23 protein-coding genes and 1 pseudogene are annotated in these 26,641 nt (G+C 70.9%); 10 read left to right on the top strand and 14 right to left on the bottom strand.

Annotated features, from left to right (window positions below; all coding sequences use genetic code 11):
- Positions 1-118, top strand: a pseudogene (locus ACG00X_RS22500) (IS5/IS1182 family transposase); the annotation flags it as partial.
- A complete protein-coding gene (locus ACG00X_RS22505) occupies positions 112-771 on the top strand; it encodes a dienelactone hydrolase family protein (protein WP_394491794.1) in 660 nt (219 codons plus the stop codon). The pseudogene ACG00X_RS22500 and the gene ACG00X_RS22505, both read left to right, overlap by 7 nt.
- Positions 772-819: 48 nt before the next feature.
- Here the strand turns inward: ACG00X_RS22505 and ACG00X_RS22510 are convergent, their stop codons facing one another.
- Positions 820-1,632, bottom strand: coding sequence for a DUF429 domain-containing protein (locus tag ACG00X_RS22510; RefSeq protein WP_394491796.1), 813 nt, complete (start codon positions 1,630-1,632; stop codon positions 820-822).
- 31 nt (positions 1,633-1,663) lie between these two features.
- On the opposite strand from ACG00X_RS22510, the gene ACG00X_RS22515 reads away from it, so the two are divergent.
- Together ACG00X_RS22515 and ACG00X_RS22520 are read left to right on the top strand one after the other, a co-directional pair.
- On the top strand, positions 1,664-2,704 hold the full coding sequence (locus tag ACG00X_RS22515) for an asparaginase (protein ID WP_394491798.1): 1,041 nt from the start codon (positions 1,664-1,666) through the stop codon (positions 2,702-2,704).
- Between the two features lie 190 nt (positions 2,705-2,894).
- Positions 2,895-3,368, top strand: coding sequence for a group II truncated hemoglobin (locus ACG00X_RS22520; RefSeq protein ID WP_394491800.1), 474 nt, complete (start codon positions 2,895-2,897; stop codon positions 3,366-3,368).
- Between the two features lie 50 nt (positions 3,369-3,418).
- Here ACG00X_RS22520 and ACG00X_RS22525 read toward each other — a convergent pair whose 3' ends face one another.
- Positions 3,419-3,724: a hypothetical protein gene (locus ACG00X_RS22525; protein WP_394491802.1), complete on the bottom strand. Its 306-nt coding sequence runs from the start codon at positions 3,722-3,724 to the stop codon at positions 3,419-3,421.
- A 143-nt stretch (positions 3,725-3,867) separates the two neighbouring features.
- Between ACG00X_RS22525 and ACG00X_RS22530 the strand changes: the two genes are divergently transcribed.
- The 4 genes from ACG00X_RS22530 to ACG00X_RS22545 all read left to right on the top strand — a co-directional run bounded on the left by ACG00X_RS22530 (position 3,868) and on the right by ACG00X_RS22545 (position 10,331).
- Positions 3,868-4,515 carry a TetR/AcrR family transcriptional regulator gene (locus ACG00X_RS22530; protein WP_394491804.1) on the top strand — a complete coding sequence of 216 codons (648 nt, stop codon included), beginning with the start codon at positions 3,868-3,870 and terminating at the stop codon, positions 4,513-4,515.
- Between the two features lie 117 nt (positions 4,516-4,632).
- Positions 4,633-6,045, top strand: coding sequence for an efflux transporter outer membrane subunit (locus tag ACG00X_RS22535; RefSeq protein ID WP_394491806.1), 1,413 nt, complete (start codon positions 4,633-4,635; stop codon positions 6,043-6,045).
- Positions 6,046-6,123: 78 nt separating this feature from the next.
- Positions 6,124-7,215 (top strand): efflux RND transporter periplasmic adaptor subunit, encoded by a 1,092-nt coding sequence (locus tag ACG00X_RS22540; RefSeq protein WP_394491808.1) that lies wholly within the window; start codon positions 6,124-6,126, stop codon positions 7,213-7,215.
- A gap of 11 nt (positions 7,216-7,226) precedes the next feature.
- Positions 7,227-10,331: an efflux RND transporter permease subunit gene (locus ACG00X_RS22545; protein ID WP_394491810.1), complete on the top strand. Its 3,105-nt coding sequence runs from the start codon at positions 7,227-7,229 to the stop codon at positions 10,329-10,331.
- Here ACG00X_RS22545 and ACG00X_RS22550 read toward each other — a convergent pair.
- The 7 genes from ACG00X_RS22550 to hutC all read right to left on the bottom strand — a co-directional run bounded on the left by ACG00X_RS22550 (position 10,328) and on the right by hutC (position 18,979).
- Complete coding sequence (locus ACG00X_RS22550) at positions 10,328-12,544, bottom strand: DNA/RNA non-specific endonuclease (protein ID WP_394491812.1); 2,217 nt, start codon at positions 12,542-12,544, stop codon at positions 10,328-10,330. The genes ACG00X_RS22545 and ACG00X_RS22550 overlap by 4 nt on opposite strands.
- A 130-nt stretch (positions 12,545-12,674) precedes the next feature.
- Complete coding sequence (locus ACG00X_RS22555; protein ID WP_394491814.1) at positions 12,675-14,228, bottom strand: methyl-accepting chemotaxis protein; 1,554 nt, start codon at positions 14,226-14,228, stop codon at positions 12,675-12,677.
- A gap of 52 nt (positions 14,229-14,280) precedes the next feature.
- On the bottom strand, positions 14,281-15,651 hold the full coding sequence (gene hutF, locus ACG00X_RS22560) for a formimidoylglutamate deiminase (protein WP_394491816.1): 1,371 nt from the start codon (positions 15,649-15,651) through the stop codon (positions 14,281-14,283).
- Positions 15,639-16,439, bottom strand: a complete 801-nt coding sequence (hutG, locus tag ACG00X_RS22565) for an N-formylglutamate deformylase (protein WP_394491818.1) — start codon at positions 16,437-16,439, stop codon at positions 15,639-15,641. The genes hutF and hutG overlap by 13 nt, the downstream gene beginning before the upstream one ends.
- Positions 16,436-17,632: an imidazolonepropionase gene (gene hutI, locus ACG00X_RS22570; protein WP_394491821.1), complete on the bottom strand. Its 1,197-nt coding sequence runs from the start codon at positions 17,630-17,632 to the stop codon at positions 16,436-16,438. The genes hutG and hutI overlap by 4 nt, the downstream gene beginning before the upstream one ends.
- Positions 17,629-18,177 (bottom strand): HutD/Ves family protein, encoded by a 549-nt coding sequence (locus tag ACG00X_RS22575; RefSeq protein ID WP_394491823.1) that lies wholly within the window; start codon positions 18,175-18,177, stop codon positions 17,629-17,631. The genes hutI and ACG00X_RS22575 overlap by 4 nt, the downstream gene beginning before the upstream one ends.
- A gap of 70 nt (positions 18,178-18,247) precedes the next feature.
- Entirely contained in the window at positions 18,248-18,979 is a 732-nt protein-coding gene (hutC, locus tag ACG00X_RS22580) for a histidine utilization repressor (RefSeq protein WP_394491825.1), read from the bottom strand.
- A 65-nt stretch (positions 18,980-19,044) separates the two neighbouring features.
- On the opposite strand from hutC, the gene hutU reads away from it, so the two are divergent.
- Together hutU and hutH are read left to right on the top strand one after the other, a co-directional pair.
- Positions 19,045-20,706, top strand: coding sequence for a urocanate hydratase (gene hutU, locus ACG00X_RS22585; protein WP_394491827.1), 1,662 nt, complete (start codon positions 19,045-19,047; stop codon positions 20,704-20,706).
- Positions 20,703-22,202 (top strand): histidine ammonia-lyase, encoded by a 1,500-nt coding sequence (gene hutH, locus ACG00X_RS22590; protein WP_394491829.1) that lies wholly within the window; start codon positions 20,703-20,705, stop codon positions 22,200-22,202. Before hutU ends, hutH begins: the two co-directional genes overlap by 4 nt.
- 89 nt (positions 22,203-22,291) lie before the next feature.
- Here hutH and clsB read toward each other — a convergent pair whose 3' ends face one another.
- The 5 genes from clsB to ACG00X_RS22615 all read right to left on the bottom strand — a co-directional run bounded on the left by clsB (position 22,292) and on the right by ACG00X_RS22615 (position 26,555).
- The gene (gene clsB / locus ACG00X_RS22595) at positions 22,292-23,539 is read right to left on the bottom strand and encodes a cardiolipin synthase ClsB (RefSeq protein ID WP_394491832.1); all 1,248 of its coding nucleotides are present in this window, start codon (positions 23,537-23,539) and stop codon (positions 22,292-22,294) included.
- Positions 23,540-23,550: 11 nt separating this feature from the next.
- Positions 23,551-24,345: an endonuclease/exonuclease/phosphatase family protein gene (locus ACG00X_RS22600; protein WP_394491834.1), complete on the bottom strand. Its 795-nt coding sequence runs from the start codon at positions 24,343-24,345 to the stop codon at positions 23,551-23,553.
- On the bottom strand, positions 24,342-24,824 hold the full coding sequence (nudB, locus tag ACG00X_RS22605) for a dihydroneopterin triphosphate diphosphatase (protein WP_394491836.1): 483 nt from the start codon (positions 24,822-24,824) through the stop codon (positions 24,342-24,344). Before nudB ends, ACG00X_RS22600 begins: the two co-directional genes overlap by 4 nt.
- 81 nt (positions 24,825-24,905) lie before the next feature.
- A complete protein-coding gene (locus ACG00X_RS22610; protein ID WP_394491838.1) occupies positions 24,906-25,685 on the bottom strand; it encodes an NPP1 family protein in 780 nt (259 codons plus the stop codon).
- A gap of 72 nt (positions 25,686-25,757) precedes the next feature.
- Positions 25,758-26,555: a CsgG/HfaB family protein gene (locus ACG00X_RS22615; protein ID WP_394491840.1), complete on the bottom strand. Its 798-nt coding sequence runs from the start codon at positions 26,553-26,555 to the stop codon at positions 25,758-25,760.
- Between the last annotated feature and the right edge of the window lie 86 nt (positions 26,556-26,641).

The following is a 26,641-nucleotide window of genomic DNA, read 5'->3' on the forward strand; positions in this document are numbered from 1 at the left end:
GCTGGCCGCGTTTGGCAAGCTGCGCATCCGGTTTGAGCGCGCCGTCGAGACTCATGTGGCGCTGTTGAGCTTGGCCTGCTGCGTCATCTGTTGTCGCGCCTTGCCGGAATTTTGTTAGCGGCTCTAACCCTAAGGGAGCAGGCCCTGGGCCACAGCCAGGGTGGCGGCGCGCTACCGCTGGCCGCAGCCACGGCCGGCGGCATCGCGGGCGTGGTGATGCTGGCGGCGCCAATCGCCGCCCGTGGCGAAGTCTTCAGCGGCAGCATGCGCCAGCAGCTCGTCAGCGCCGGCATGCCCGCCGACGCAGCAGGCCGCGTGGTCGCGGCCACGTCCCGCTGGATGGAAGGCCGCGCTCGGCAGGCCGAGGCTTCGACGGTCACGCCGCTGCGCGAGGCCGCCGTTGCGGCCTTCCGTGACGCGGGCTGGAGCGCCGAACAGGCGCAGGGCGCTGTGGCGGCGCTGGACAACCCGATGCTGCTGTCCATGTACGACGCGCCGCTGGACGCGGACTTGCTTCGCTCGGGCGCCCCGGTGCTCGCCGTCTATGGCGGGGCCGACACCATCGTGCCGCCGGAGGTCTGTGTGCCGGCGGCCAGTCGCGCGCTGGCCGGCCACCGCGACGCGCTGGTGCTGCTGGTGCCGGGCATGCCCCACGGGATGGAACGCACAGGTCCGGTGCCGCCGCCCCGACCCGGTGCCGAACCGGAGGACGGCATGTCGCCCGTGCTGGTCAGCGCCGTCCAGCATTGGCTGGTGCATCACCTGCACTGACTGCAGGTTTCAGCCTAGGAGGCTCTCGGTCTTTGGGCCTGGAGCGCGTCAGGCGCTGACGATCCAGCCTTCCAGCGGGTCCACACCTTCCGGCCAGCCGTAGCGCGGCTGCGCCACCGCCCAGGCGGCCTGCAGCATGGCCAGCACCGCGTCGATGCAGTCGCCACTGCCGTCGGCCACCAGCTCGTCGCGCTGGGCGTGGCTCAGCTTGAGCCGCAAGCCCAGCCTCGTGCGGCCCTGCTCCAGGGCATCGACGATGTCCTTGCGCGCGATGAGCCGCTCGGGCGTCTGCGCGGCCCGCGTGTCGCTCTTGTATGAACGGCGGCCAATCAGCTCGCGCGCCAGCAGACCCGGATACGCCTCCAGCGCGACACGGCTTTCGTCGCCGGCCAGCAGGCCGGGCAGGTGCACGCCTGCCGCGATCAGCCGCGGCAGGCCCGCGTGCAGCATCCAGGCCACCGGCGGGTTCACCCACTTCATGCTCGGGCTGGCGCCGGCGGGGCCGTCGCAGGCGCGATGCGCGAACTTCGCCCCCACGGGCCTCGCGTCGCAGAAGGCGGCGAACCGCGCCCGGATCTCGTCGCGGCCGAGCGCCGCATAGTGCGCCATCAACACCGCGTAGTCGTTGGGCCAGCCCAGCTGTTCAACCAGCTCACGCGGCAAGCCGAACGGCAGGTCGAACCCGCCCACCCACAGCCCCGGCCGGGCCAGCCAGTCGGAGAAGGCATCCAGGCTGTCTAATGCGGCCAGGCCCTCCAGCCGCACGACCGCGCCATGGCGCCGGCCGGCCGCCACGCGGATGGGTTTCGCGCGCCGAGGCGCGCTCGTGAAATCGATGCCGAAAATGCTGAGATCCTGCATGGGCGGCATTCTGGGGTCCTAGACTGCCCGCATGAACCCCACCCTCATCGAAGTGCTGCGGGGCAGCACCGTCGAGTCCCGCCATGCCGGGGCCGTGGCCATCGTCGACGCGGTCGGCGCTGTGCACACCGCGCTGGGCGACATCGACCGCCCGGTCTTCCCGCGCTCGGCCGTCAAGCTGCTGCAGGCACTGCCGCTGGTGGCCAGCGGCGCTGCCGACGCGTATCAGCTGACCGATGCCGAACTGGCACTGGCCTGCGCGTCGCACAGCGGTGAACCCGCCCACGTGGCCACCGCCGCCGGTGTGCTGGCCAAGCTGGGGCTGGATGAAACCTCGCTCGAATGCGGCACCCAGTGGCCCAGCCGCGAACCCGTGCTGCGCGGCATGGTGGCGCGCGGCGAGGCCGCCACGCCGCTGCACAACAACTGCTCGGGCAAGCACAGCGGCTTTGTCTGCGTGGCCTGCCTGATGGCGCGCCAGGCCGGCGCCGAGGCCGCCCAGTTCGCACGCGGCTATGTAGCGGCCGACCACCCCGTCATGCGCGAGGTGTCGGCCGCGCTGTCGGCCGCCACCGGCGTGGACGTCGAGCACGCGCCGCGCGGCACCGACGGTTGCTCCATCCCCACCTTCGCGCTGCCACTGCGCGCGCTTGCACTGGCCTTTGCCCGCGCCGGCACCGGCCAGGGCCTGTCGCCCGCCCATGCGCGCGCCGCACAACGGCTGCGTGAGGCCGCCGCCCGCGCGCCCTTCATGGTGGGCGGCACCGACCGCTTCGACACCCGCGTCATGCAGGCCTTCGGCGAACGGCTGTTCTGCAAGATCGGCGCCGAGGGCGTCTACTGCGCCGCCCTGCCCGAGCTGGGCCTGGGCGTGGCACTCAAGATCGACGACGGCGCCGCCCGCGCCGCCGAAGCCGCCATGGCCGACGTCGCCCAGACCCTGCTGCGCACCGAGGACGAACTGCTGCGCGGCTACAGCCACGCCGTGCTGCGCAACTGGCGCGGTACAGAGGTGGGCGCCCTGCGCCCGGCGCAGGAACTGAGCACGGGGCTGCGAGGCCCGCGGCACTGACTGCGCATGAAGACCGCCGAACGATGGGCTCGGTGCGCATGCATGCGGCCAGTCAGACGCAAGCGGCATCAGCCAGACTGGCCTTTGCCTTTGCTCATGGTTATCCTCGCGCGCGCTGAAGGCTTCGATGCGCCCGATCATGTCGTTCGTGCGCACCTCACGCTGATGCACAAGCCAGGCGCCACACCCCATGACAGCACCCAACGTCCCCACCCTGTACGAATGGCTCGGCGGCATCGAGGCGCTGTTGCGCCTGACCACGAGGTTCTACCAGCGGGTACCTGACGACCCGGTGCTCAAGCCCATCTTCGAGCACATGGGCGTTGACCACCCCGCGCACGTGGCGGCGTTCCTGGCCGAGGTACTGGGCGGGCCGCAGGACTACTCCTCCCGGTACGGCGGTCATCCGGAGATGATTCGCCATCACCTGAACCGGCACCTGAGCAACGAGCAACGCAAAGCGTGGCTGGCACTGCTGCTCGACACAGCCGACGAACTTCGGTTGCCCGACGACCCGGAGTTCCGATCCGCCTTGGTGGGCTACCTGGAGTGGGGGACGCGGCTCGCCGTCATCAACTCCCAGCCGGGCGCCACCGTCGACGTGCATGCGCCCATGCCCAAGTGGGGCTGGGGCGAAGTCAAGGGGCCGTACCGGCCGGAATGAGGGCGTCGCGCAAGGAAGGGCTCGGCGTCGGCTGGTCGTTCCATCCTTGGTCAGGCCGTCCGCATCGACAGAAACATGACGACGCTGGCTGCAGCGATGACCCCGCATGCGGCCAGCAGCATCGAGTTCTTCACCCAGCGGTGAAAAGTGGCGCACGAGCGGCAGTACAGATAGCAGCCGCCCTTGTGGTGCGAAATCGGCATGGCGCGTCCGTCCAACGTGCAACCACACGAATAGCAGCAGCCCGCTGCGTTGCGTCGCTCTCCCCGGATGTCTCGCCAAGCATGCCAGGCCAACAGGGCCAGAAAGGGTGAGCCGATCACCAAGACGAACAGCGTGCCTTCGACCAACCCCATATCAACAGCCTCTTTTGCGCTCGACTCGAATTGTGTAGGCGCCTGGTGGGGTCGCGGGGCCACCACCACCGGCTGACCAATTAGAAAAAAAGATACAAAACGAGACCAAGCAAGCGCTTGGTTGGTTGCTACAGTCCGGCGCCATGCCCGCCCGACCCACCGCCACCCCTGCAGCGCCGACGCCCTCGCCGCGCGAGCGGCTGCTCGCCGAAGCCATGCGGCTGTTCGGCGAGCGCGGTGTGGACGCGGTGACGACGCGCGAGATCTGCGCCGCTGCCGGCGTGAACCCCGGCGCCATCCACTACCACTTCGGTGACAAGGACGGCCTCTACCGCGAGGTGCTGCGCCTGCCTGTCGCCGAACTGGACCGTCAGCTCACCGGCTTCGACGACCCCGGCCTGAGCCTGCACGAGTCCATCCGCCGCTTCATCCAGCCCTTCCTGTTCGACGACGGCTCCTGCAACGCGCAGCTGTTCTTCCGCGAGATGCAGGCGCCCAGCCCGGTGTTCATGGAGACCGTGGCGCGCGAGGTCGGGCCCATCTTCGACCGCTTCGCCCGCGTGCTGGCCCGCCATGCCGGGCTGGATGCGCCCACCGCCGCCATCCACCAGCTCGCGATGGGGCTGCAGGCCATGGCTCATGACTACGCAATGACCCGACCGATGCTGGACGCCTTCCACCCCGAACTGCTGGCCGACGACCCGCTGCTGGAGCAGACCTGCGACCGGCTGGCCGACTGGGGCTGTGCCCTGGTCGACCACGAACGCAGGCGCCACGCCGCACAGCGCTGAGCCCGCGCCCCCTGCCCCGCCCCCTGGGCACGCGGCCTGCCCACGGCGAGCCAGCGCCCGAACCCCGCCCGGATCTGCCCGCACGGCAGACCTTCAACCCCTTGCCATGACCGGCCCATGAAGACACGCCTCCTCCTCACGGCCCCGCTGCTTGCGCTGCTGGCCGCCTGCATGACGGCGCCGCCAGCCGAGCCGCCCGCGCCGGCCGCCGTGCCCGCCGCGTGGCGCTCGCCGCTGCCCCACGGCGGCAGCACCGCCGCGCTCACTCAGTGGTGGGCCGCGGCCGACGACCCGCAGCTGGCCCGCCTCATCGCGCGCGCCGAGGCCGGCAGCCCCACGCTGGCGCAGGCCGCCGCGCGCCGCCGCCAGGCCGAGGCCGGCGCGGCCCAGGCCCGGGCCGCCCTGCTGCCGCAGCTGTCGGCCGGTGCGCAGGCCCAGCGCGGCCACAACCTGAACGCCGTGCCCGGCACGAGCACGCAGGCGAGCGCGCAGTTCAATGCAAGCTGGGAGATCGACCTGTTCGGCGGGCAGCGCGCCGCTGCCGCTGCCGAGGCGGCCCAGGCTGCGGCCACCACGGCCGACTGGCACGCCGCCCGCGTCAGCCTCGCCGCCGACGTGGCCCAGGCCTATGTGCAGTTGCGGCTCGCTCAGGCCCGCGAAGAATCGGCCGAGCTGGACACGCGCTACGCCGAGCAGCTGGCCGCCTGGGGGCGCGAGCAGCAACGAGCCGGCCTCATGAGCGCCAGCGACGCCGCGCTGCTCAACACCGACCGCGCGATCGCCACCACCAACCGCAGCCAGTGGCGGGCCGAGGCGCAGATCGCGCTGCAGACGCTGGCCCTGCTGTGCGGCGACCGCGCCGACACGCTGGCCACCGAGCTCGCGCCGCCGGCCGTGGCGGCAGAGGGTTTCGAGCTGCGGCGCGCGCAGCCCCGCCTGCCCGAGTTCGACGTGAGCGCGCTACCGGCCCAACTGCTGGCCCAGCGCCCGGACCTCGCCGCCGCCCACCAGCGCTGGATCGCCGCCGTGCAGCAGCAGCGCAGCGTGGAGGCCCAGCGCTATCCGCAGCTGAGCCTGGCGGCGCTGGCCGGCGAAAGCCGGCTGCGCGTGGGCGGCGCCAGCAGCCAGAGCTCGCTGTGGGCCGTGGGCCCCAGCCTCACGCTGCCGCTGTTCAATGGCGGCAGGCTGGCCGCTGCGGCCGACGGCGCACAAGCCGCCACCGACGAAGCCGCCGCCGCCCTGCAGGCGCGCTGGCTGACGGCCGTGGCCGAGGTGGAGGAATCACTGCAACGCGTGACCGCCGGCACCGAGCGCGAGCGCGAGGTGGACGCCATCAAGCGCGAATGGGAAGGCATCGCGCTGCGCGCCGGCGCCCAGGCGCAGGCCGGCCTGCAGAGCGGCGCCCAGCGCAACACCACCTACCGCAACGCGCTGGCCGCCTACGACGCCGTGCTCAGCGTGCGCGCCGAACAGGCACTGGCCTGGATACGCCTGTACCGCAGCCTGGGCGGCGGCTGGACGGGTGCGTGAAGCCTCTCGCCCGATCCGGCCCAGCCCTCGGCCCGCAACGGCACGCCGTGAGCCAACCCAATGCAATGGACACCTGACATGAAAACCCGCATCCCCACCCTTGTCACCGCTGCCCTCACCCTCGCGCTGGCGGCGGCCTTCGTCGCCGCGCTGTCGGGCACCGCCCAGGCGCAGCAGGCGGCCAGCGCGGCGCCGAAGCCGGCACTGACCGTCAAGCGCGTCGTCGCGCAGCCGTCCACCTGGCCGCTGCGCCTGTCGGGCACGGGCTCCATCGCCGCGTGGCAGGAGGTCGTCATCGGCGCCGAGATCGGCGGCCAGCGCCTGGCGGCCCTGCATGTCGACGTGGGCGACCGCGTGAAGAAGGGCCAGCTGCTGGCGCGGCTGTCACCCGGCACGCTGGAGGCTGATCTGGCCGCCAGCCGTGCAGCGCTCCAAGAGGCCGAGGCCTCGGCCCGCGAAGCGCACCAGACGGCCGAACGCGTGAAGACGCTGCAGGGCAGCGATGCGCTGTCACCGCAGTCCATCGACCAGGCCCTGGCCGCCGACGCCGCCGCGCAGGCGCGCGTGGCCGCCGCCCGGGCCCGCGTGCAGGCCGACCAGCTGCGCCTGTCGTACACCCAGATCGCGGCGCCGGACGACGGCGTCATCAGCGCGCGCATCGCCACGCCCGGCGCCCTCGTGCAACCCGGCCAGGAGCTGTTCCGCCTGCAGCGCGGTGGCCGGCTGGAATGGCGCGCCGAGGTGCCGGGCGCCGAGCTGGCGCCGCTGAAGGCGGGCCAGCTCGTGCGCGTGCAGCCCAGCGGCGCGCCGCCGGTGGAAGGCCGCATCCGCCGCATCGCGCCACAGGTGGACGCGCAGACCCGCAACGGTCTGGTCTACGTGGACCTGCCGGCCGGCGAGGCGCTGCGCGCCGGGCTGTTCGCGCGCGGCGACTTCGTGCTGGGCGAGAGCCCCGCGCTGACGCTGCCGCAGAGCGCCGTGCTGCTGCGTGACGGCTTCAGCTACGTGTTCCGCATCGACGGCAGCAAGGTGCGCCAGCAGAAGGTGCAGGTGGGCCGCCGCGAAGCCGACCGCGTCGAGCTGCGCTCGGGGCTGGCCGCCGGCGCGGCGGTGGTGGAGTCCGGCGTGGGCTTCCTCGCCGACGGCGACACCGTTCGCGTCGCACCGTAAGGAGCCCGGCCATGTTCAATGTTTCGCGCTGGTCCATCGCCAACCCGGTGCCGGCCATCATGCTGTTCCTGATGCTGACGGCCGGCGGCCTGTACGGCTTCAGCCGGATGAAGATCCAGCAGTTCCCCGACATCGAGCTGCCCACCATCGTCGTCAGCGCATCGCTGCCCGGCGCGGCCCCTGCGCAGATGGAAACGGAGGTGGCACGCAAGATCGAGAACTCGGTCGCCACGGTGCAGGGCGTCAAGCACATCTACACCAAGGTGCAGGACGGCATGGCCACCGTGACCATCGAGTACCGGCTGGAGAAGCCGCTGCAGGAAGCGCAGGACGACACGCGCGATGCGGTCTCGCGCATCCGCGCCGACCTGCCCGCCGACCTGCGCGACCCGGTCATCACGAAGATGAACCTCTCGGGCGCGCCCATCCTGACCTACACCGTCTCCAGCAGCAGCATGGACGACGAGGCGCTGTCGTGGTTCGTCGACAACCAGGTCGCCAAGCGGCTGCTGGCCGTGCGCGGCGTGGGCTCGGTGGCCCGCGTGGGCGGCGTCACGCGAGAACTGCAGGTGGCGCTGGACCCGGCGCGCATGCTGGCGCTGGGCGTCACGGCGGCCGAGGTGTCGCGCCAGCTCAAGCAGGTGCAGCAGGAAGCCCCCGGCGGCCGCGCACAGCTGGGCGGCGCGGAGCAGTCGCTGCGCACCATCGCCACGGTGCAGACGGCAGCCGAACTCGCCGCGATGGACATCCCGCTGAACGACGGCCGCCACGTGCGGCTGGAGCAGGTCGCCAGCGTGGCCGACACGCTGGCCGAGCGGCGCAGCGGCGCCTTCCTGAACGGCAAACCGGTCGTGGGCTTCGAGATCGTGCGGGCTAAGGGCGCCGGTGAGGTGGACGTGGCCGAGCGCCTCCGCGCCGCGCTCGAGGAGCTGAAGACCGCCCACCCGGACATCACCGTCACCGAGGCCTTCAACTTCGTCGACCCCGTCATCGAGAACTACCACGGCAGCCTGTCGCTGCTGCTGGAAGGCGCCTTCCTGGCGGTCGTCGTGGTGTGGTTCTTCCTGCGCGACTGGCGCGCCACGCTGGTCAGCGCCGTCGCGCTGCCGCTCTCGGCCATCCCGACCTTTCTCGTCATGCAGTGGATGGGCTTCACGCTCAACGTCGTGACGCTGCTGTCGCTGTCGCTCGTCATCGGCGTGCTGGTGGACGACGCCATCGTCGAGATCGAGAACATCATGCGCCATCTGACGATGGGCAAGACGCCGCTGGAAGCCGCCCGCGAGGCGGCCGATGAGATCGGCCTGGCCGTCATCGCGACGACGTTCACGCTCATCGCGGTGTTCCTGCCAACGGCGTTCATGAGCGGCGTCGTCGGCAAGTTCTTCGTGCAGTTCGGCTGGACGGCGTCCATCGCGGTGTTCTTCTCGCTGGTCGTCGCGCGCGTGCTGACGCCCATGATGGCGGCCTATGTGCTCAAGCCACCGAAGCACGCGCACAAGGAACCGTTCTGGATGCCCCGGTACCTGCGCACCGCGCGCTGGGCGTTCACGCACAAGGGCAAGACGCTGGCCATCACCGCGGCCTTCAGCGTGGCCGCCTGCACGCCGCTGTTCCTGGGCGCCATCCCCGGCGCCTTCCTGCCGCCCGACGACCTGAGCCAGACGCAGATCAGCATCGAGCTGCCGCCCGGCAGCACCTACGAGCAGACGGCCGCCATCGCCGAGCAGGCCCGCGCCGCTGCGGCCGCCCACCCGCACGTGAAGCTGGTCTACACCGCCGTGGGCGGCGGCAGCGCCGGCAGCGACCCGTTCGCGATGGGTGGCGCAGCCGAGTCCCGCAAGGCCACGCTGACGCTGAACCTCACGCCGCGCAAGGAACGCCGCGGCACCAGCAAGCAGCAGATCGAGCGCGAGCTGCGCGAGCGGCTGGAGCACATCGCCGGCGCCCGGCTGAAGGTGACGTTCGGTGGCTCCAACGACAAGTACCAGCTGGTGCTGGCCGGCGAGGACGGCGAGGCGCTGACCCAACACGCCGCCAAGGTCGAGAAGGATCTGCGCACGCTGACCGGCATCGGCCAGGTGACCAGCAGCTCCAGCCTGCAGCGGCCGGAACTCATCGTGCGCCCCGACGCCGCCCGGGCCGCGGACCTGGGCGTCTCCACCGCCGCCATCGCCGACACGCTGCGCATCGCCACGGCGGGCGACTACGACCAGTTGCTGCCCAAGCTCAACCTCAGCCAGCGCCAGATCCCGATCGTCGTGCGCCTGCCCGACGCCGCACGTGCCGACCTGGCGCTGCTCGGCGAGCTGACGGTGCCGGGCGCGCGCGGCCCGGTGCCGCTGCGCCAGGTGGCCGACCTGAGCCTGACCAGCGGGCCCGCTCAGATCGACCGCTATGACCGGCTGCGCAACGTCAACTTCGAGATCGAGCTCAACGGCCAGCCGCTCAGCGAGGTTCAGGCGGCTGCCGCCGCGCTGCCCAGCATCGCCAACCTGCCGCCGGGCATCGCCACGGCCGAGATCGGCGACGCCGAGGCCTTCGCGGAGCTGGGCCAGGGCTTCCTGCTCGCCATGGGCACGGGCGTGGCCTGCATCTACATCGTGCTGGTGCTGCTGTTCCACGCCTGGGTGCAGCCGGTCACCATCCTGGGCGCGCTGGTGCTGTCCATCCCCGGCGCCATCCTGGCGCTGTTCGTGACCGGCACCGACCTGTCGATGCCGGCCATGATCGGCATGATCATGCTGATGGGCATCGCGACGAAGAACTCCATCCTGCTGGTGGAGTACGCCATCGTCGCGCAGCGCGACGAGGGGCTGTCGCGCCTGGACGCGCTGCTGGACGCCTGCCACAAGCGCGCCCGGCCCATCGTCATGACGACGCTGGCCATGGGCGCCGGCATGATGCCCATCGCCTTGGGCTTCGGCACCGACCCGAGCTTCCGCGCCCCGATGGCCATCGTCGTCATCGGCGGGCTGATCACGTCGACCTTGCTGAGCCTGCTGGTGATCCCGGTGCTCTACGAGGTGGTGGACGACTTCATCCAGCGCGTCACGCGCCGCCGTGGCGCGGCCCACGGCGAACCCGTGCTGCAGCCAACGCGTGACAACAGCTAAGGCATCGGCTGCTCGGCGGCGACCACGTTCGGCGCCAGCTGCACGCCGGTCAAGGCCGACAGCTCGGCCAGCGAGATGCGCTGCCGGTTGAACGCCGGCAGCGCCACGCCCTCGAAGCCGAAGCCGTACTTCTTGACGACGTCGCTCTGGCTGAAGAGGTAGCCGTAGGACTTCAGGTTGGCCGTCTTCTTCGGCCCGTCCATGACGACGACGACCTTCCAGAATTTCTTCGGGATGCGGATCGCCTGGCCGGCGACCGTGACCGGATCGAACAGGTCCGCGAGCACCGGGCCGGCGAACAGCACCGCCTGGCCGCCGCCGTCCTCGATGGCCTGGGCCAGGTCGCCCTCGAACTGCCCCCAGATGCCTTTCTGGCCGTTCTTGTAGAGGCTGGCGTCCTGCTTGTTGGACGGGTTCTCCTGGTTGAACGCCTCGTGCTGCGGCGTGCAGTTGGTGTAGTGGTAGGTGTCGGCGTTCGCGTAGTCGGTCGGCAGGCCGGCAGCGCCCCAGCAGTTGTCCTCGCGGCGCACGATGTGGCCGCGGTCGATGCGCTTGCCCGGGCCGTAGACGTCGTCGTTGAGCAGTTGCAGCGCCTGCGGCACGCGCGGGTCGGCGCGCCAGTTCTCACCGCCAAGCTCGGAGCGCTTGCGCCGGTCCTGCCGCTGGACGCTGCGGTAGTCGCAGTTGGAGGCCGTCCACATGCACATGCGCAGCTGCTTGTTGAGCACCAGCGAGTAGTGGTGGTATTTGAGCTCCAGCGGGCTGGTGGCGGCCAGGCCGGTCAGGTCCAGCTCGGGGACGTTGCGGTACTCGTCGAAGAACTGCCGGTAGTCGGCCACCGTGTAGAGCTCGTCCTGCCTCGCATCGACGACCTTGGGCAGCCCGATGCGCACGCCGAGGAACTTGGGGTCGTAGCCGCGCCGGGCCGCGTAGTCGCCGTCGAACACCAGCGTCTTCTCGGCGCCCACCACCGCCGCCGCGTCGGGCGTCACGGCCGGTGCCGCTGCCACCGCCGGGCCGCTGGCTGCGGGCGCGTAGACGTGCAGGGTCACCGGCCCGCTGAAATTGAACACCTGGCCTGCTGACATGGCGGTACTCCCGGGAATGGCAAGAGACGCCGGCACCGCCAGGGGCGGCACGGCGGTGGGCACGGTGGCGGCCGTCGCTGCCGTGAGGTCGGCGAGGCCTGCCAGGCCGGACGCCTCGAACGGGTCCGCCGCCGCGGCCAGCAGGCCGTCCAGCCGGGCCTGCATGCGCGCGTCGCCGAGCTGCACCTTCTTCAACTCGTCGACGATGCGGCTGACGCGGATGCCTTCGTTCGCCACCCACGCGATGCTGGACTCGTCATCGCGCTGCTCGTTCCACGTGCTGCCGTCCGTGCGCAGGAGGCGCCCGTCCTTCATGCGCGGCACGCCGCTGTGATGCAGGGCGACGAGTTCCCAGTCGGTGTTGGTCACCTTGGACCCCGAGGAGCCCGGCTCGGTGTCGGTCTCGTAGTGGAGATAGCCCTCGCCGAGAATGTCCAGCAGCCGGTTGTTCCGGACCGCGAACTGCCGCGGGCCGCCCTGCGGGTGCTGGACGATGTTCAGGCCCATGCCGACCAGCACCTTGCCCGTGGCCTCGATGAGCTGCGTGGCGCCCAGCGCGTCGAGCGACTCGCCCTTCATGCCCGTCGCCTTGACGGCGACGAGGGCGAAGTCGAACGTCTCGTTCGCATGGAAGAAGCCCGTCGGGTCCAGCTCGAAGTAGCTGCCGGCGTTGATGCCGCGATCGTCCCTCGCGTAGCCGAAGTTGGCGGCGCACTCGACGGCGTAGGTGCCACTCGGGAACACGTGATAGTTCGTCAACAGCAGGCCGCCAGGCAGCAGGATGCCCGTGGCCAGCCCCTGCGCCTCGTGATTGGCGCCGGGCAGATCGGTGATGCGGGCCACGGTGCCGGCCGCCGCCGTGGCCAGCACGCTCGGCGAGAACGCGGTGAAGTCCCGCGTGCCGATCACGCGCTCGGCGAAGCTCGGCACACCCAGCCGTGCCTTGTTGGCCTGGCGTACGGCGAACTGCATCTGGCGCAACGGCGGGTCGGCCGCACCGGGGCCGAACTGCTCGACCTTGCCGAGCCCGGCATCCCGCTCCTGCTGACGCCTGTGCCAACGCTTGGCGGCATCGTTCAGCAACGCCCGCCGGGCGGCCGCGATCTCACCCGCAACAATGCCCATCGATGACTCCCCCGGTTTCGGCTTGCGCCGCGACCGCGCGAGTCTATGAAGCCGCCCGCAGCGCCGGTGACCGCGCGGCGCCGGTGCCGACGCAACCGTCCTCAAGCGTGGGGATGTCGGCCTCGCGGCCTCAGCCCAGCCTGAACACCGCCACCGAACGCGACAGCTCGTCGGCCTGCTGCTGCAGGCTGGCTGCGGCGGCGGCCGATTCCTCGACGAGCGCCGCGTTCTGCTGGGTCATTTCGTCCAGCCCGGCAATGGCCTGGCCGATCTGGCGGATGCCGTCGCTCTGCTCACCCGTGGCCTGGCTGATCTCCGAAACCACGCTGCCGACGCGGGCGATGGCGGCGATGACCTCCTGCATCGTCTGGCCGGCCTGCCCCACCAGCGCAGCACCGCCGTCGACGTTCTCGCTGCTGTGCGCGATGAGCGTCTTGATCTCCCGAGCCGCCTCGGCCGAGCGCTGTGCGAGCATGCGCACCTCGCCGGCGACGACGGCAAAGCCCCGGCCCTGCTCGCCCGCGCGCGCCGCCTCGACAGCCGCGTTCAACGCGAGGATGTTGGTCTGGAAGGCGATGCCGTCGATGACCGAGACGATGTCGGCGATGCGCGTGGACGACGCGCTGATGCGGCCCATGGTCTCGACGACCTGATCCACGACCGTGCCACCGCGGCGGGCAACCTCGGCAGCGTCAGTCGCCAGCTGATGGGCCTGCCGGGCCGACTCGGCGTTGTGCGCCACGCTGGCGGTCAACTGCTCCATGGCCGAGGCTGTCTGCTGCAGGTTGGACGCTGCCCGCTCGGTGCGGCTGCTGAGATCGTGGCTGCCGGTGGCGACCTCGCGCGACGCCGTGGCGATGCCGTCCGTGCCCTGACGCACACCGGAGACGACGCGCGCCAGCGCCTCCTGCATGCCCTGCACGCCGCGCATCAACGCCGCCGTTTCGTCGCGCCCGTCGGCTTGCACGGGCTGGCTCAAGTCCTGCCCGGCAATGCGCTCGGCCGTCTTCACCGCATCGGCCAGCGGCCGCAGGATGGAGCGGATGTTGAGCGCCGTGTAGGCCAGCAACAGCAGCACCGCGCCGATGACGACCAGGATCAGGTTGCGCCGGATGCCCTGCTCGCGTTCGTTCAGCAGTCGCACCTGCTCGGCCGAATGCTCATCCACCAGCGTCGTCATGTCGGCCAGAACCTTGTCCATCGCGCGCACCGGCGCCTTCACCGGCTCCATCGCGCGGTTCGCTGCGGCGGTGTCGGCGAACTCGGCCCGCGCCAGGCGTTCGAGGATGCCGCCCAGGCCGCCTCGGTAGTCCTGCAAGGCCTTCTGCAGCTCGGCGGGCATGCGCTTCACGGCGGGCGGCAGGTCCAGGCCGGCGATCGCGCCCAGGCTTCCCCCCACCTTGTCGTAGGTCTCGTGCCAGTCCTTGCTGTAGCGCTCCACGGCCTTGGCATCGGCCAGGTTGATCAACAAGTCCTTCTCGTAGCGCCGCAGATTGCCCACGCCAGCCCGCACGCCGGCCAGCTGCGCCAGGGCCTGCACATCGTTGTCGACGTAATGCACGAAGCCGGCCTTGAATATGGCCAGGCTCCACAAGCCCTGCACGCCCACCCCCAGCATGGCCAGTACGGCCAGCGCAGCCAGCGCCAGCAAACGAGCCCGGATCGTGAAATTGTTTAGCCTCATCGCCATCCCTCCTAGGAATGATGATGAGCCTATTGGGTTGCAGCCATTTCTGCTACGCGGAAACCCATAACTGGCGCATCGCCGCATCAAAACCGTCGCCGACGCGCTGCGGCGCCCGCCACGGCCTGGCCCGGCCCGCCACCCAGACCGAATGCCACGGCGAGCCGTTGCTGCCGAAGACGACGGCATCCAGCAACATGTCGTCGGGCAGGCCTCGCAGCGCGTCGGCATCGCGGTTGAGCACCAGGGCGTCCGCACGGGCGCCCGGCGTCAGGCCCCAGGCCGCAAAGCCGGCCGCCCTGGCACCGCCTTGCACGGCGGCGTCGAACAGCCGCGCCGCGCTGGACGGCTGGCCGCCCGGCAGCGAGGCGACATTGCGCTGGCGCAGTTGCAGCCGCTGGCCGTATTCCAGCCAGCGCAACTCCTCCACCCAGCCGCGCGTGACCTGGCTGTCCGAGCCCACCGTCATCGGCACGCCGGCGCGCAGCCAGCCGGGCAGATCGGTCAGGCCATCACCCAGATTTGCCTCCGTGCCGGGGCACAGCACGATGCCCGCACCGCTGGCGGCCACCGCCTCGATCTCGTCGGGCTGCGCATGCGTGGCGTGCACAAGCTGCCAGCGCGCGTCCAGCCGGCCTTGCGCGGCCAGCCACTGCAGCGGGCGCTGCCCGGTCGCCGCCAGGCAATCGGCCACCTCGGCCGTCTGCTCGGCGATGTGGATGTGAATGGGCAGGTCGGCCGCACCGACCAGCGTCATGAGGCGGTGCAGGTCGTCCGCCGAGACGCCGCGCAGCGAATGCAGGGCGACGCCCGCGTTCACACGCGGCAGGCCCGCTGCCTGGATGCGCTGGCAGGCGCGCCAGACCCAGTCGGCGCTGGCCGCGAACCGGTGCTGTTCGGGCCGCAGCCCGCTCGCGCCGAAGCCGCTGCGCGTGTAGGCCACCGGCAGCAGCGTGAGGCCGATGCCCACCTCCTCGGCCGCCGCTGCCAGCGCCCAGGCCATGTCGAGTTCGTCATCCAGCACCTGGCCGGCAGCGGCATGGTGCAGGTAGTGAAACTCGCAGACCTGCGTATAGCCCCCGCGCAGCATCTCCGCATAGAGCTGGCTGGCCACGGCCCGCAGCTGTTGCGGCGAGATGCGCAGCGCCAGCGCGTACATGCGGTCGCGCCAGCTCCAGAAATCGTCCTGCCCGCTGTCGCGCCGCTCGGCCAGGCCCACGAAGGCCCGCTGGAAGGCGTGGCTGTGCGCGTTGACGAGGCTGGGAATGAGCGGCCCGCCGAGCTTCTCGGCGTCGGGCGGGGCGGGCCGGTTGACGGTGATCTCGGACCAGTGGCCGGTGCCGTCCACCGTCAGCAGCACGTCGCGCTGCCAGCCGCCGTCGACCCAGGCCAGCGGTGCGTGGAGCGTCTTCAAGGCCGCCATGCGAGCATCTCCGTCAGCAGTCGTTCGATCAGCGGCGCCACCTGCGCGGCGGCGGCCTCGTCGTAGGCGGTGCGCGGGTCCTGTGCCTCGTCCATGTAGCAGCGCTGGCACATCTCCAGCTGCACGGCATGCTGGCCGCGCTCGGGCTGGCCGTAGTGGCGCGTGATGTAGCCGCCCTTGAAGCGGCCGTTGACGACCTGGCTGTAGCGCGACTGCCCGGCCAGCAGGCCGCCGAGCCGCTCGGTGATGGCCGGCGCGCAGGAGGCGCCGTCGGCCGTGCCGAGGTTGAGCGCGGGCAGCTCACCGTCGAACAGCCAGGGCAGCTCCGAACGGATGCTGTGGCCGTCGAACAGCAGTGCATGGCCGTGTTCGTCGCGCAACCGCGCCAGCTCGCCGCGCAGCGCGTCGTGGTACGGCTGCCAATAAGCCTCTCGCCGTGCGCCGATGGCAGCGGCGTCGGGCTCGGCACCGTCCCGGTACAGCGGCTCGTCGCTGAAGAAGCGCGTGGGCACCAGGCCCGTGCCGCCCGAAGCGCCCGGGTACAGCGGCTGGTCGTCCGGCGGGCGGTTCAGGTCGATGACATAGCGGCTGTAGCGCGGCACGAGCAGGCTGGCGCCGAGCTTCTCGGCCAAGGGGCGGTACAGGCGCTCGAGGTGCCAGTCGGTGTCCTCGCTGGCACGCGCGCGCGGCACCATGCGCTCGGCAAGGTCGGCCGGAATCTCGGTGCCCACATGCGGCAGGCTGATCAGCAGCGGCACGCGGCCCCGCCGCAACTCGAAGACGCTCATGCCTCCCCCTGGACGCCCTGGTACACCCGCGCGATCAGCGGGTTGTAGCCAAAGCATGCTGTCAGCTCGCGCGGGTGGCCACCATCCCAGATGCAGAAGTCGGCCCGCTGCCCGGCCACCAGCCGGCCGCGATCGGCCAGGCCCAATGCCCGCGCGCCATTGACCGTCAGGCCGCGCATGGCCTCCTCGGGCGTCAGCCGGAACAGCACGCAGGCCATGTTCAGCATCAGCAGTGGTGACAGCGTGGGCGAGCTGCCAGGGTTGTGGTCGGTCGCGAGCGCGATGGGCACGCCGACCTCGCGCAGCGCGGCCACGGGCGGCAACTGCGACTCACGCAGCGCGTAGAAGGCACCGGGCAACAGCACCGCCACCGTGCCGGACGCCGCCATCGCCTGCACGCCGGCGGGGCTGAGGTACTCGAGGTGGTCGCAGCTCAACGCCCGGTAGCCAGCGGCGAGCGCGGCGCCCCCCTGGTCGCTCAACTGCTCCGCGTGCAGCTTGACCGGAAGCCCCAGCGCCTGCGCGGCATCGAACACACGCGCCACCTGAGCCGGGCTGAACGCGATGTGCTCACAAAAGGCGTCGACCGCGTCCACCAGCCCGGCCGCGTGCAACGCGGGCAGCCAGGCGCAAGCGGCGGCAATGTAGTCATCTGCGGACGCCGCCTCCGGCGGCAGCGCATGCGCCGCGAGGTAAGTCGTGCGCACGTCCACCCCCAACGCGCCAAGCTGACGGGCAACACGCAGCATGCGCGCCTCGGTGTCGGCGTCCAGCCCGTAGCCGCTCTTGACCTCCAGCGTCGTCACGCCTTCCCGCATCAGCGCGCGAGCGCGCTGAGTGGCGCTGGCCAGCAACTCGGCCTCACCGGCCGCGCGCGTGGCGGCCACCGTGGCCCGGATGCCGCCGCCGGCCTTGGCGATGTCGGCATAGCTGGCCCCCAGCAGACGCTGCTCGAATTCGTTCGCCCGGTTGCCGCCATAAACCAGATGGGTGTGGCAGTCCACGAAGCCGGGCGTGACCAGCGCCCCCTGCAAGTCCACGACTTCGGCGTCGGCGGCCTCTGCGGGCAGCGCCGCGGCGGGCCCGACCCAATGCAGCCGACCGTTGTCGACCAACAGCGCCCCATCATCGACGAGCCCCCAGCCATGCTCATCAGCGAGCGTGGCCAGCCGGCCGCCGCGCCACAGCCTCACTCCTCGCTCCAGGTCAGCCACCAGGCATGGTTGCCGGTGGCATCGGGCCCGGTGAAGACGCAGCTCTGCGTGACCGGCGACTCGCACCAGGCCAGCGTCAGCGGCGCCAGCGGCATCGCGCGGTGACCATGCTCCAGCAGCCCACCCTCCACCGTGAACAGCCCCACCCAAGGCGAGCGTGGCAGCAGCACGCGGCTGGCTGGCGTGATCTCCAGATTGCCGCGGCGTTCCATGGCGTTGAACACCTCCGTCTCGCCGCCGATGAGCTCGGCCTCCGGCGCCAGACCGCCGTCGAAGCCCAGCGGCTCGTCACCCATGCTCTGGGGCCAGTCGAACAGCCGCAAGCCTGCGCCGCGAACAACGGCCAGCCAGCGATGAACCCCAGGAAACGCGGAGAACGGGCCGTTGCGCGACACGCAACCGATGCTGACGCGCACGGCCCAGTCGTGCGCGTGCGGCCACGCGAGCAACTCGCGGGTGGTACCACCGTTGTTCGCCCAGGCCTGCGGCGTCACATCCACTGCGCTGACCTTGCTCCAACTCATGTCTTCGTCCTTGCGCTCAAAACCATTCTCACGGTAAGCGTGAATTGTCCGCACCAGCGCGGGGCGTTGCTCACGCCGAGAAGCTCCCTTGCAATTGGTAACGCGCACCAGGGTGCGTCAGTTTTACCGAGGTTACCGCCACGCCCCGGCTGTAGGTGATGCGCTTGACGACCAAACAAGGGTCGCGCCGCGCAATTCCCAGCAGCTTGGCTTCCACCTCGCCGGGCAGCGCCGCCTCGATCATGTAGCGCGCCTCGGACAGCGGCGCCACCTCCATCAGATAGTGCGTGGGCGTGATGCGGGTGAAATCCTGCGAAAGAAATTCCGGCGCGCAGGCTGGGTTGACCGCCCGCTCCTCGCACTGGATGGCCTGCCCGTTCTCCAGATGGACGATGAGGCTCAGGAACACCGGCGCACCGCGCTTGAGGCCCAGCTCGGCGGCCTGCTGCGGCGAGGCCTTGCCGCGCAACAGCGCATGCACGCGCGCCTCGTGCTGGCCGCCACGCTCGACGATCTCCTCGTGCACGTCGCGCACGTTCAGCGTGGACGAGATGCGGTGCAGCTGCGCGACGAAGCTGCCCACGCCCTGCACCCGCTCGATCAAGCCCTCCTGCACCAGTTCGCGCAGCGCGCGGTTCACCGTCATGCGGCTCACCTCGAACTGCGCCACCAGCGCACCCTCGCTGGGCAGCAGGTCACCCGCCACCCAGTGGCCGCTGGCGATGCCTTCGCGCAGATGATTCTTGACCTTGAGGTATTGCGGCTCGGGGCCGGCGGCAGTGCTACGGGCGGGTCGGGGCATGCGTCCATCCTAGTTGACGCCACTTGTATAGACAACTAGAGTCCCGCCACCCGACCGGAGAGCCCATGACCGCCCTGCCCCGCCCCGTGAAATCACCCACCGGCACGCAGCTGCATTGCAGGAACTGGCTCGCCGAGGCGGCCTACCGCATGCTGCACAACAACCTGGACCCGGCCGTCGCCGAGAACCCGGAGGCGCTCGTCGTCTATGGTGGCATCGGCAAGGCGGCGCGCAACTGGGACGCGTTCGACGCCATCTGCCGGTCGCTGCGCGAACTGGGCGACGACGACACGCTGCTGATCCAGTCCGGCAAGCCGGTCGGCGTGTTCCGCACCCATGCCGACGCACCGCGCGTGCTGCTGGCGAACTCCAATCTCGTGCCGGCCTGGGCGACCTGGGAGCATTTCCACGAGCTGGACCGCCGGGGCCTGATGATGTACGGCCAGATGACGGCCGGCAGCTGGATCTACATCGGCAGCCAGGGCATCGTGCAAGGCACCTACGAAACCTTCGCCGAGGCGGCCCGCCAGCACTACGGCGGCGTGGCCAGCGGCCGCTGGGTGCTGACCGCAGGCCTGGGCGGCATGGGCGGCGCGCAGCCGTTGGCCGCGAGCTTCGCCGGCTTCTCGTCACTGACCATCGAATGCCAGCAGTCGCGCATCGACTTCCGGCTCAAGACCCGCTACGTGGACGAGCAGGCGAGCGACCTGGACGACGCGCTCGCGCGCATCCAGGCCCACACGGTCGCAGGCCGCGCCGTGTCGGTCGCGCTGCTGGGCAATGCGGCCGAGGTGCTGCCCGAGATGGTGCGCCGAGGGGTGAAGCCCGATCTGGTGACCGACCAGACCAGTGCCCACGACCTCATCCACGGCTACTGCCCGCCGGGCTGGTCGGTCGAGCAATGGAAGACCGCCGCCGCTGAACCTGCCCGCCACGCCGAACTGAAAGCCGCCGCCGCCGCCGGCTGCGCCACGCATGTGCAGGCCATGCTGGCCTTCAAGGCGCAAGGCATCCCGACGGTGGACTATGGCAACAACATCCGCCAGGTCGCCAAGGACCAGGGGGTGGCCAATGCCTTCGACTTCCCCGGCTTCGTGCCCGCCTACGTGCGTCCGCTGTTCTGCGAGGGCAAAGGGCCGTTCCGCTGGGTGGCACTGTCGGGCGACCCCGACGACATCCGCAAGACCGACGCCAAGCTGAAGTCCCTGTTCCCGCAACACCTGGCGCTGCACCGCTGGCTGGACATGGCCGCCGAGCGCATCGCGTTCCAGGGCCTGCCGGGGCGCATCTGCTGGTTGGGCCTGGGTGAGCGCCACCTCGCCGGCCTGGCCTTCAACGAGATGGTCAGGACCGGGGAGCTGAAAGCACCCATCGTCATCGGCCGCGACCACCTGGACAGCGGCTCCGTGGCCAGCCCCAACCGCGAGACCGAGGGCATGAAGGACGGCAGCGATGCCGTCTCCGACTGGCCGCTGCTGAACGCGCTGCTGAACACCGCCGGTGGCGCCACCTGGGTGAGCCTGCACCACGGCGGTGGCGTGGGCATGGGCTATTCGCAGCACGCGGGCGTCGTCATCGTCTGCGACGGCAGCGACGCCGCCGCCCGGCGCCTCGAACGCGTTCTGTGGAACGATCCGGCGACTGGCGTCATGCGCCATGCCGACGCGGGCTATGAGTCGGCGCAAGCCTGTGCCCGCAAGAACGAACTGAACCTGCCCTCGCTATGAAACTGATTCCCGGACACCTGACGCTGGCGCAACTGGCCGACATCGCCGCTGGCCAGGCCCGCCTCGAACTCGACGACTGGGCCGCCATCGACGCCAGCGCCACGCTGGTGGCCGCCGCCGCCGCGGGCGATGCGCCGGTCTACGGCGTCAACACCGGCTTCGGCAAGCTGGCCAGCACGCGCATCGCGCGCGACCAGCTCGCCGCGCTGCAGCTGAACCTGATCCGCAGCCATGCCGTGGGCGTGGGAGCGCCCATGTCGCCCGAGGTCGTGCGGCTCATGCTGGCCACGAAGGCCGGCAGCCTGGCGCGTGGCTTCTCGGGCGTGCGCGGCGTCGTCGTGCAGTCGCTGCTGGACGCCTTCAACGCGGGCTTCATCCCCTATGTGCCGGCGCAAGGCTCGGTGGGCGCCAGCGGCGACCTGGCGCCGCTGGCCCACCTGACGCTCGCACTGATGGGCGAAGGCGAGGCCCTGGTGGCGGGCCAACGTGTGCCGGCCGGCGCCGAGCTGGCCCGCCTGGGCCTGCCACCGCTGACGCTCACCGCCAAGGAAGGACTGGCGCTCATCAACGGCACGCAGGCCAGCACGGCACTCGCGCTGCACGCGCTGATGCGCTTCGAGGGCTTGTTCGCCACGGCCCTGGCCAGCGGCGCGATGACGCTGGACGCCGCGCGCGGCAGCGATGGCCCGTTCGATGAACGCATTCACGCCGTGCGCGGCCAGCCCGGGCAGATCGCCGTGGCCGCCGTCTACCGCGAGCTGCTGGCGGGCAGCGCCATCCGCGCGAGCCACCGCGAGGGCGACGAGCGCGTGCAAGATCCCTACTGCCTGCGCTGCCAGCCCCAGGTCATGGGCGCCTGCCTGGACCAGGCCCGTCACACGGCGGAAGTGCTGGTGCGCGAGGCGAACGCGGTCACCGACAACCCGCTGGTGTTCGACGACGTGATGGTATCGGGCGGCAACTTCCACGCCGAGCCGGTCGCGTTTGCGGCCGACAACCTGGCGCTGGCGATTGCCGAAGTCGGCGCCATCGCCGAACGCCGCATCGCGATGCTGATCGACCCGGCCATCTCGCGCCTGCCGCCGTTCCTGACGGCTGACGCCGGCCTGCACAGCGGCTTCATGATCGCCCACGTGACGGCCGCCGCGCTGGCCAGCGAGAACAAGAGCCTGGCCCACCCCGCCAGCGTCGACAGCCTGCCGACCAGCGCCAACCAGGAAGACCATGTCTCCATGGCCACCTTCGCTGCGCGCCGCCTGCACGCGATGCTCGACAACACCGCGCACATCGTGGCCATCGAGCTGCTGGCGGCGGCGCAGGGCATCGACTTCCTGCGCCCGCTGCAGAGCTCGGCGCCCGTGGAGGCGCTGCACCAGCGCCTGCGGGCCGACTGCGCCAGCAGCCCGGCCGACCACTACCTCGCGCCAGACATCGAACGCGCCGCCGCACTGGTGCAGGCCGGCGCGCTGCGGGCACCGCACGCGCCGGGCTTCTGAGCGATGTGCGAGCGGCTCAACGCCGCTTGCATCGCCGGCCCCTCGGGGTCCCGCCTAGTCCAGCGGGGGCAAGCCCGGGCGAGGGGTCTTCAATACCTTCCCGTCGCCCCCGCCACGCGCAGGAACACGTAGGCGAACCACACGACGACGGCGCGGTGCAGCAGCGCACGCCAGCCCTTGCCGGCCGTCTCGCCGACGCGGGCCGACGCCGCGATGGCCGTCTCGATCTCTCCGGCAAGACAAGCGGCGAAGGGCCGGTCCAGCACGACGACGTTGGCCTCCAGGTTGACCAGCAGCGACAGCGGGTCGATGTTGGAGCTGCCCACCGTCGCCCACTCGCCATCGACGACGGCGACCTTGGCGTGCAGGAAGGCCGGGGTGTATTCGTAGATCTCGATGTGGTGACGCAGCAGGTCGGCGTACAGCGCCTCGGCGGCCCAGCCGGCGAGGCGGTAGTCCAGCTTGCCCTGCAGCAGCAGCCGCACGCGCACGCCGCGGTCCGCGGCGCGGCGCAGCGCCTGGCGGATGCGCTGGCCGGGGTAGAAATACGGGCAGACGATGTCCACGCTGCGCTGCGCGCTGCCGATGGCGTCGGCATAGGCGTGCTCGATGGTGCGGCGGCGGCGCAGGTTGTCGCGCAGCACGAAGGCGGCGCGCATGGGCGGCAGCTGGGTCGAGGCCTCGGGCAGGCGCTGCGGGCCGCGCCACAGCTGGCTCAGCCACAAGGTGAAGCGGCGGCGCATCGGCACGTAGTCGAGCAGCGCGTCGTCAAAGTCCCGCCCCAGCCAGGCGCGCGACCAGATCGAGCGCACGCCCTCGGCCACCAGGTCGACGAGACCGCCACGCACCTGCACGGCGAAGTCCAGCCGGGGCAGCTCGGTCTGGCCGTGGCGGATGTCCACGCGGTCGTCGATGATGTTGATGCCGCCGACGAACGCGTGCTCGCTGTCCACGACGCAGAGCTTCTGGTGCAGCCGGCGCAGCTGGCCGCGCTGGAACCAGTGCCACCAGCGGTCCATGGGCCGGAACACCGCCAGCGCCACGCCACTGCCCGCCAGCCGTGCGCGCAGCGCCGCGAGGCTGGCGTTGCTGCCGAAGCCGTCGACGACGACGCGCACGCGCACGCCACGGCGGTCGGCCGCGACGAGCGCGTCGGCCAGCGCCAGCGAGGTCGCATCGTCGTGAAAGATGTAGGTGGCCAGCCAGACTTCGCGGTGCGCATGGCGGATGGCCTCGGTCATCGCCGGGAACAGCTGGTCGCCGCCTCGCAGCAGCTCCACGTCGTTGCCGCCGACGAAGCCGGTGTCCCTGGCGCGGCGGCGCTGGCGCCGCCTCAACCCAAACTGCCTCATTCCAACGCCAGCTCCACGACGAGGGGCAGGTGGTCGGACATGCGCGCCCAGCTGGGCCCGCGCGGCACCTGCAGGCCGGTGCAGCGCAGCCCGCGCGTGTAGACGCGGTCCAGCGCAAACACCGGCAGCCGCGACGGGAAGGTGGCCGGGCGGCCGCGGCCATGGGGCGGGGCCGCGCGGCGCAGGCCGTGGCCACGCATCGCCGGGTCCAGGCGCTCGCCCCAATCGTTGTAGTCGCCCGCCACCAGCACCGGCGCGCCGGCCGGCACGTGCTCGCCGACGAAGGCCGCAAGGCGGTCCACTTGGCGCATGCGGCTCGCATGGATCAGGCCGAAATGGGCCACGACGACATGCACGTCCACGCCCTGCCAGCGCACCGGCACGTGCAGCAGGCCGCGCTGCTCGAAGGCGTGGTCGGACACGTCGTGATGGCCGATATCGCCGATGGGCCAGCGCGACAGCAGCGCGTTGCCGTGCTCGCCATACTTGGTCGTCGCGTTCGTGCGGTAGGCCACCTCGTAGCCGTCGGGTGCGAGGAACTCGGCCTGTCCCTTGTCGGGCCAGCCGAACCAGGTGCGGTCGAAATACGCGGCCTCGCGGTGGTGGAACAGCCTCACCTCCTGCAGGCAGACGAGGTCGGCGTCCAGCGCCTGCACGCCCATCTGCAGGTTGTGGATCTCCAGCCGCTTGGCCAGGCCCAGGCCACGCACGCCCTTGTGGATGTTGTAGGTGGCAACGCGCAGCACGTCGTCACCGGCGGTATGGGGAGTGGGTCGGGCGGTCGATCTCATGAACGGCAGGTCGTCGAATGGCTGCTGAAGCGCGGCAACTGCAGCACGGCTTCGGCGTTGGACGGCGAGAAGCAGCGGTCGGCCGCCTCATGCCATGGCAGCCACATCCACGATAGATGCTCGCGCGGCGCGAGCGTGGGCGTCAGCGCCGCAGGCAGCTGTAGGCCGAAGACGTGTTCGGTGTTGCGCGTGACGCCGGGCGCATAGCGGTGACGCCAATGCGGATAGATGTCGTAGACGTTGGCAAGTTCCCAATCCCGCAACGTGGCGCCCAGCGCGGTGATGTCGAAGCCGGTTTCCTCCAACACCTCACGCCGTGCGGTCTCGGCGGCAGGCTCGTCGACACTGTCCTTGGAGCCCGTCACGCTCTGCCAGTAACCGGGGTGGTCGGCCCGCTCGATGAGCAACACCTGCAGGTCGGGTGTGTGGATGACGACGAGGACGGACTCGGGGATCTTGAAAGGCTTGGCCGGCGGCATGCGAGCAGCATAGCCGCGGCCCGCAGCGCCCCAGGCCATGATGTGCGCGGCGGGCCGGGGCTGGCCCGCCGCGGGCAACGCTCAGGGCCGGGAGGCCTCCAGGCTGGCCTGCGTGAACTCCGGATAGCCCGACGGCCGGTAGGTGTTCAGGTTGGTCAGGAAGTTGTTGTCGCGCAGCGGAATGGTGGCCGAGCCGTAGTCGTAGGCGTTGAGCTTGTTGCGCATCTGCTCGTTCGTGACGCCGTCGCCCACCACCTCGTACCAGCTGACGATCGTCGGCGTGACGAACTGGCCATAGCCGTTCTCGGCCGCCTCGCTGGCGCTGGCCATGCGCATCGCATGGGTCAGCGCGCCGTCCTTGTGATAGACGATCTTCACATGGCCGGATTGCAGCGGCAGCGACGCCGCTGCCACGTTGTAGAGCTTGCCATGGGCGCTGTAGCCGGCATGGGTGACCACGCCGTTCTTGGTCCAGACGGCCGCATGCTCCCAGTCGTGGCGGTGGCCGCCGCCGAGCGCCGTGACCTGGTCCTTCAGGAAGTACAGCGCATAGAAGTGACCACAGTAGGTGTCGCTGCCGCTCTTCAGGCAGGCGTGGCGGTGCAGCGTGTTCGACAGGTCCAGGAAGTTGCTCGCGCGGCAGCCGCCGGTGATGCTGCCGCTGGGCTTGAGGCCGCCGTTCTGGCTGCCGTTGCGGGCCACGCCGGCGCTGGGCAGGCAGCCGTCGGTGTCGAAGTCGAACACCGGATGATTGGCGCGAATGTCCGCCATGCGGGGCAGCGCTTCATCCAGGCGGGGGAAGTCGTCGGCGCGGGCAGATGCAGCCAGGGCCAACAGCGACAGGATGAGGAGAGGCTTCATGCGGCGTTCCAACAGAGAGTCGAGCGAAGCCGAGACTCTCGCAACGCCGCGTGTCGGCGGCATGACGGCGGTTCAGGCGCCTGCAGCCTTCCTCGTCGCCACCGCAGGCGGCAAGGCCTTGGCCTGCAGCTCCCGCACCTGGGCGACGAGCTGGTTGTGGGCATCGAGAAAAGCCGCCGCGATGACCTTGCCCTCGTTGGAATTGCTCCAGCCCGCGCCGGCCACGCCGCCGAGCTTGCCCAACATGGCGCCGCCCACGCCGAGGTCGGCCACCTCCACCGAGCCCGTGGCGGCGGCGATCTGCTCCGTCGTCTCGTTATCGGTCAGCAGCAGCGCTGCCTGGGCCTGCTTCATCTTGACGTGCTCGGCGGCGCCGACCAGCTTGTTCAGGTAGGGAATGGCCTGCAGCACGCTGCCGATCTGGCGGCCCGCGTCCTGCTCGCTGAAGGTGAGGCTGGGCGTCAGGCTGTACTGCGCCTCGTAGCCCCGGCCCTTGTGCACAGTGTTGCCCTCCTGGCGCAGGATGCCGGCGTCCTTCAGCTCCTGCTCGCGCACCGTGGCCTTGAGCCCGGCGGCGCGGTCCACGACGCGGAAGCAGCCGCTCTGCTGGGCCAGCAGCCGCACCAGCGGCACGGGGCTGGACGGCAGCTGATAGCTGCTGGAATAGCTGTAGCCGTTGGGGTTCTCGACCAGCGCCAGCGTCGCCACCGGCGCATCGCACCTCACCAGCTCACGCGCCGCGTTGTGCGCGCCGGCCGGGCCGGCCGAGCCGGTCACGACAGACCCGCCTTCGCCCAGCGACGTGGACGACTTGCCGCAGGCGGCGAGCAGCAGCACGACGGGCAGGAGGGACAGGCAGCGAGCATTCATCGGTGAGGCCTCACGAGCAAACGGGAGGCGCGAGTCTGCCCGCGCCGCGCCGTCAGGCCGCCCCTAGAACGTGGGAGCCACGGCCC

This window comes from Pelomonas nitida (assembly GCF_043555975.1).
Classification (GTDB): Bacteria; Pseudomonadota; Gammaproteobacteria; order Burkholderiales; family Burkholderiaceae_C; genus Pelomonas; species Pelomonas nitida.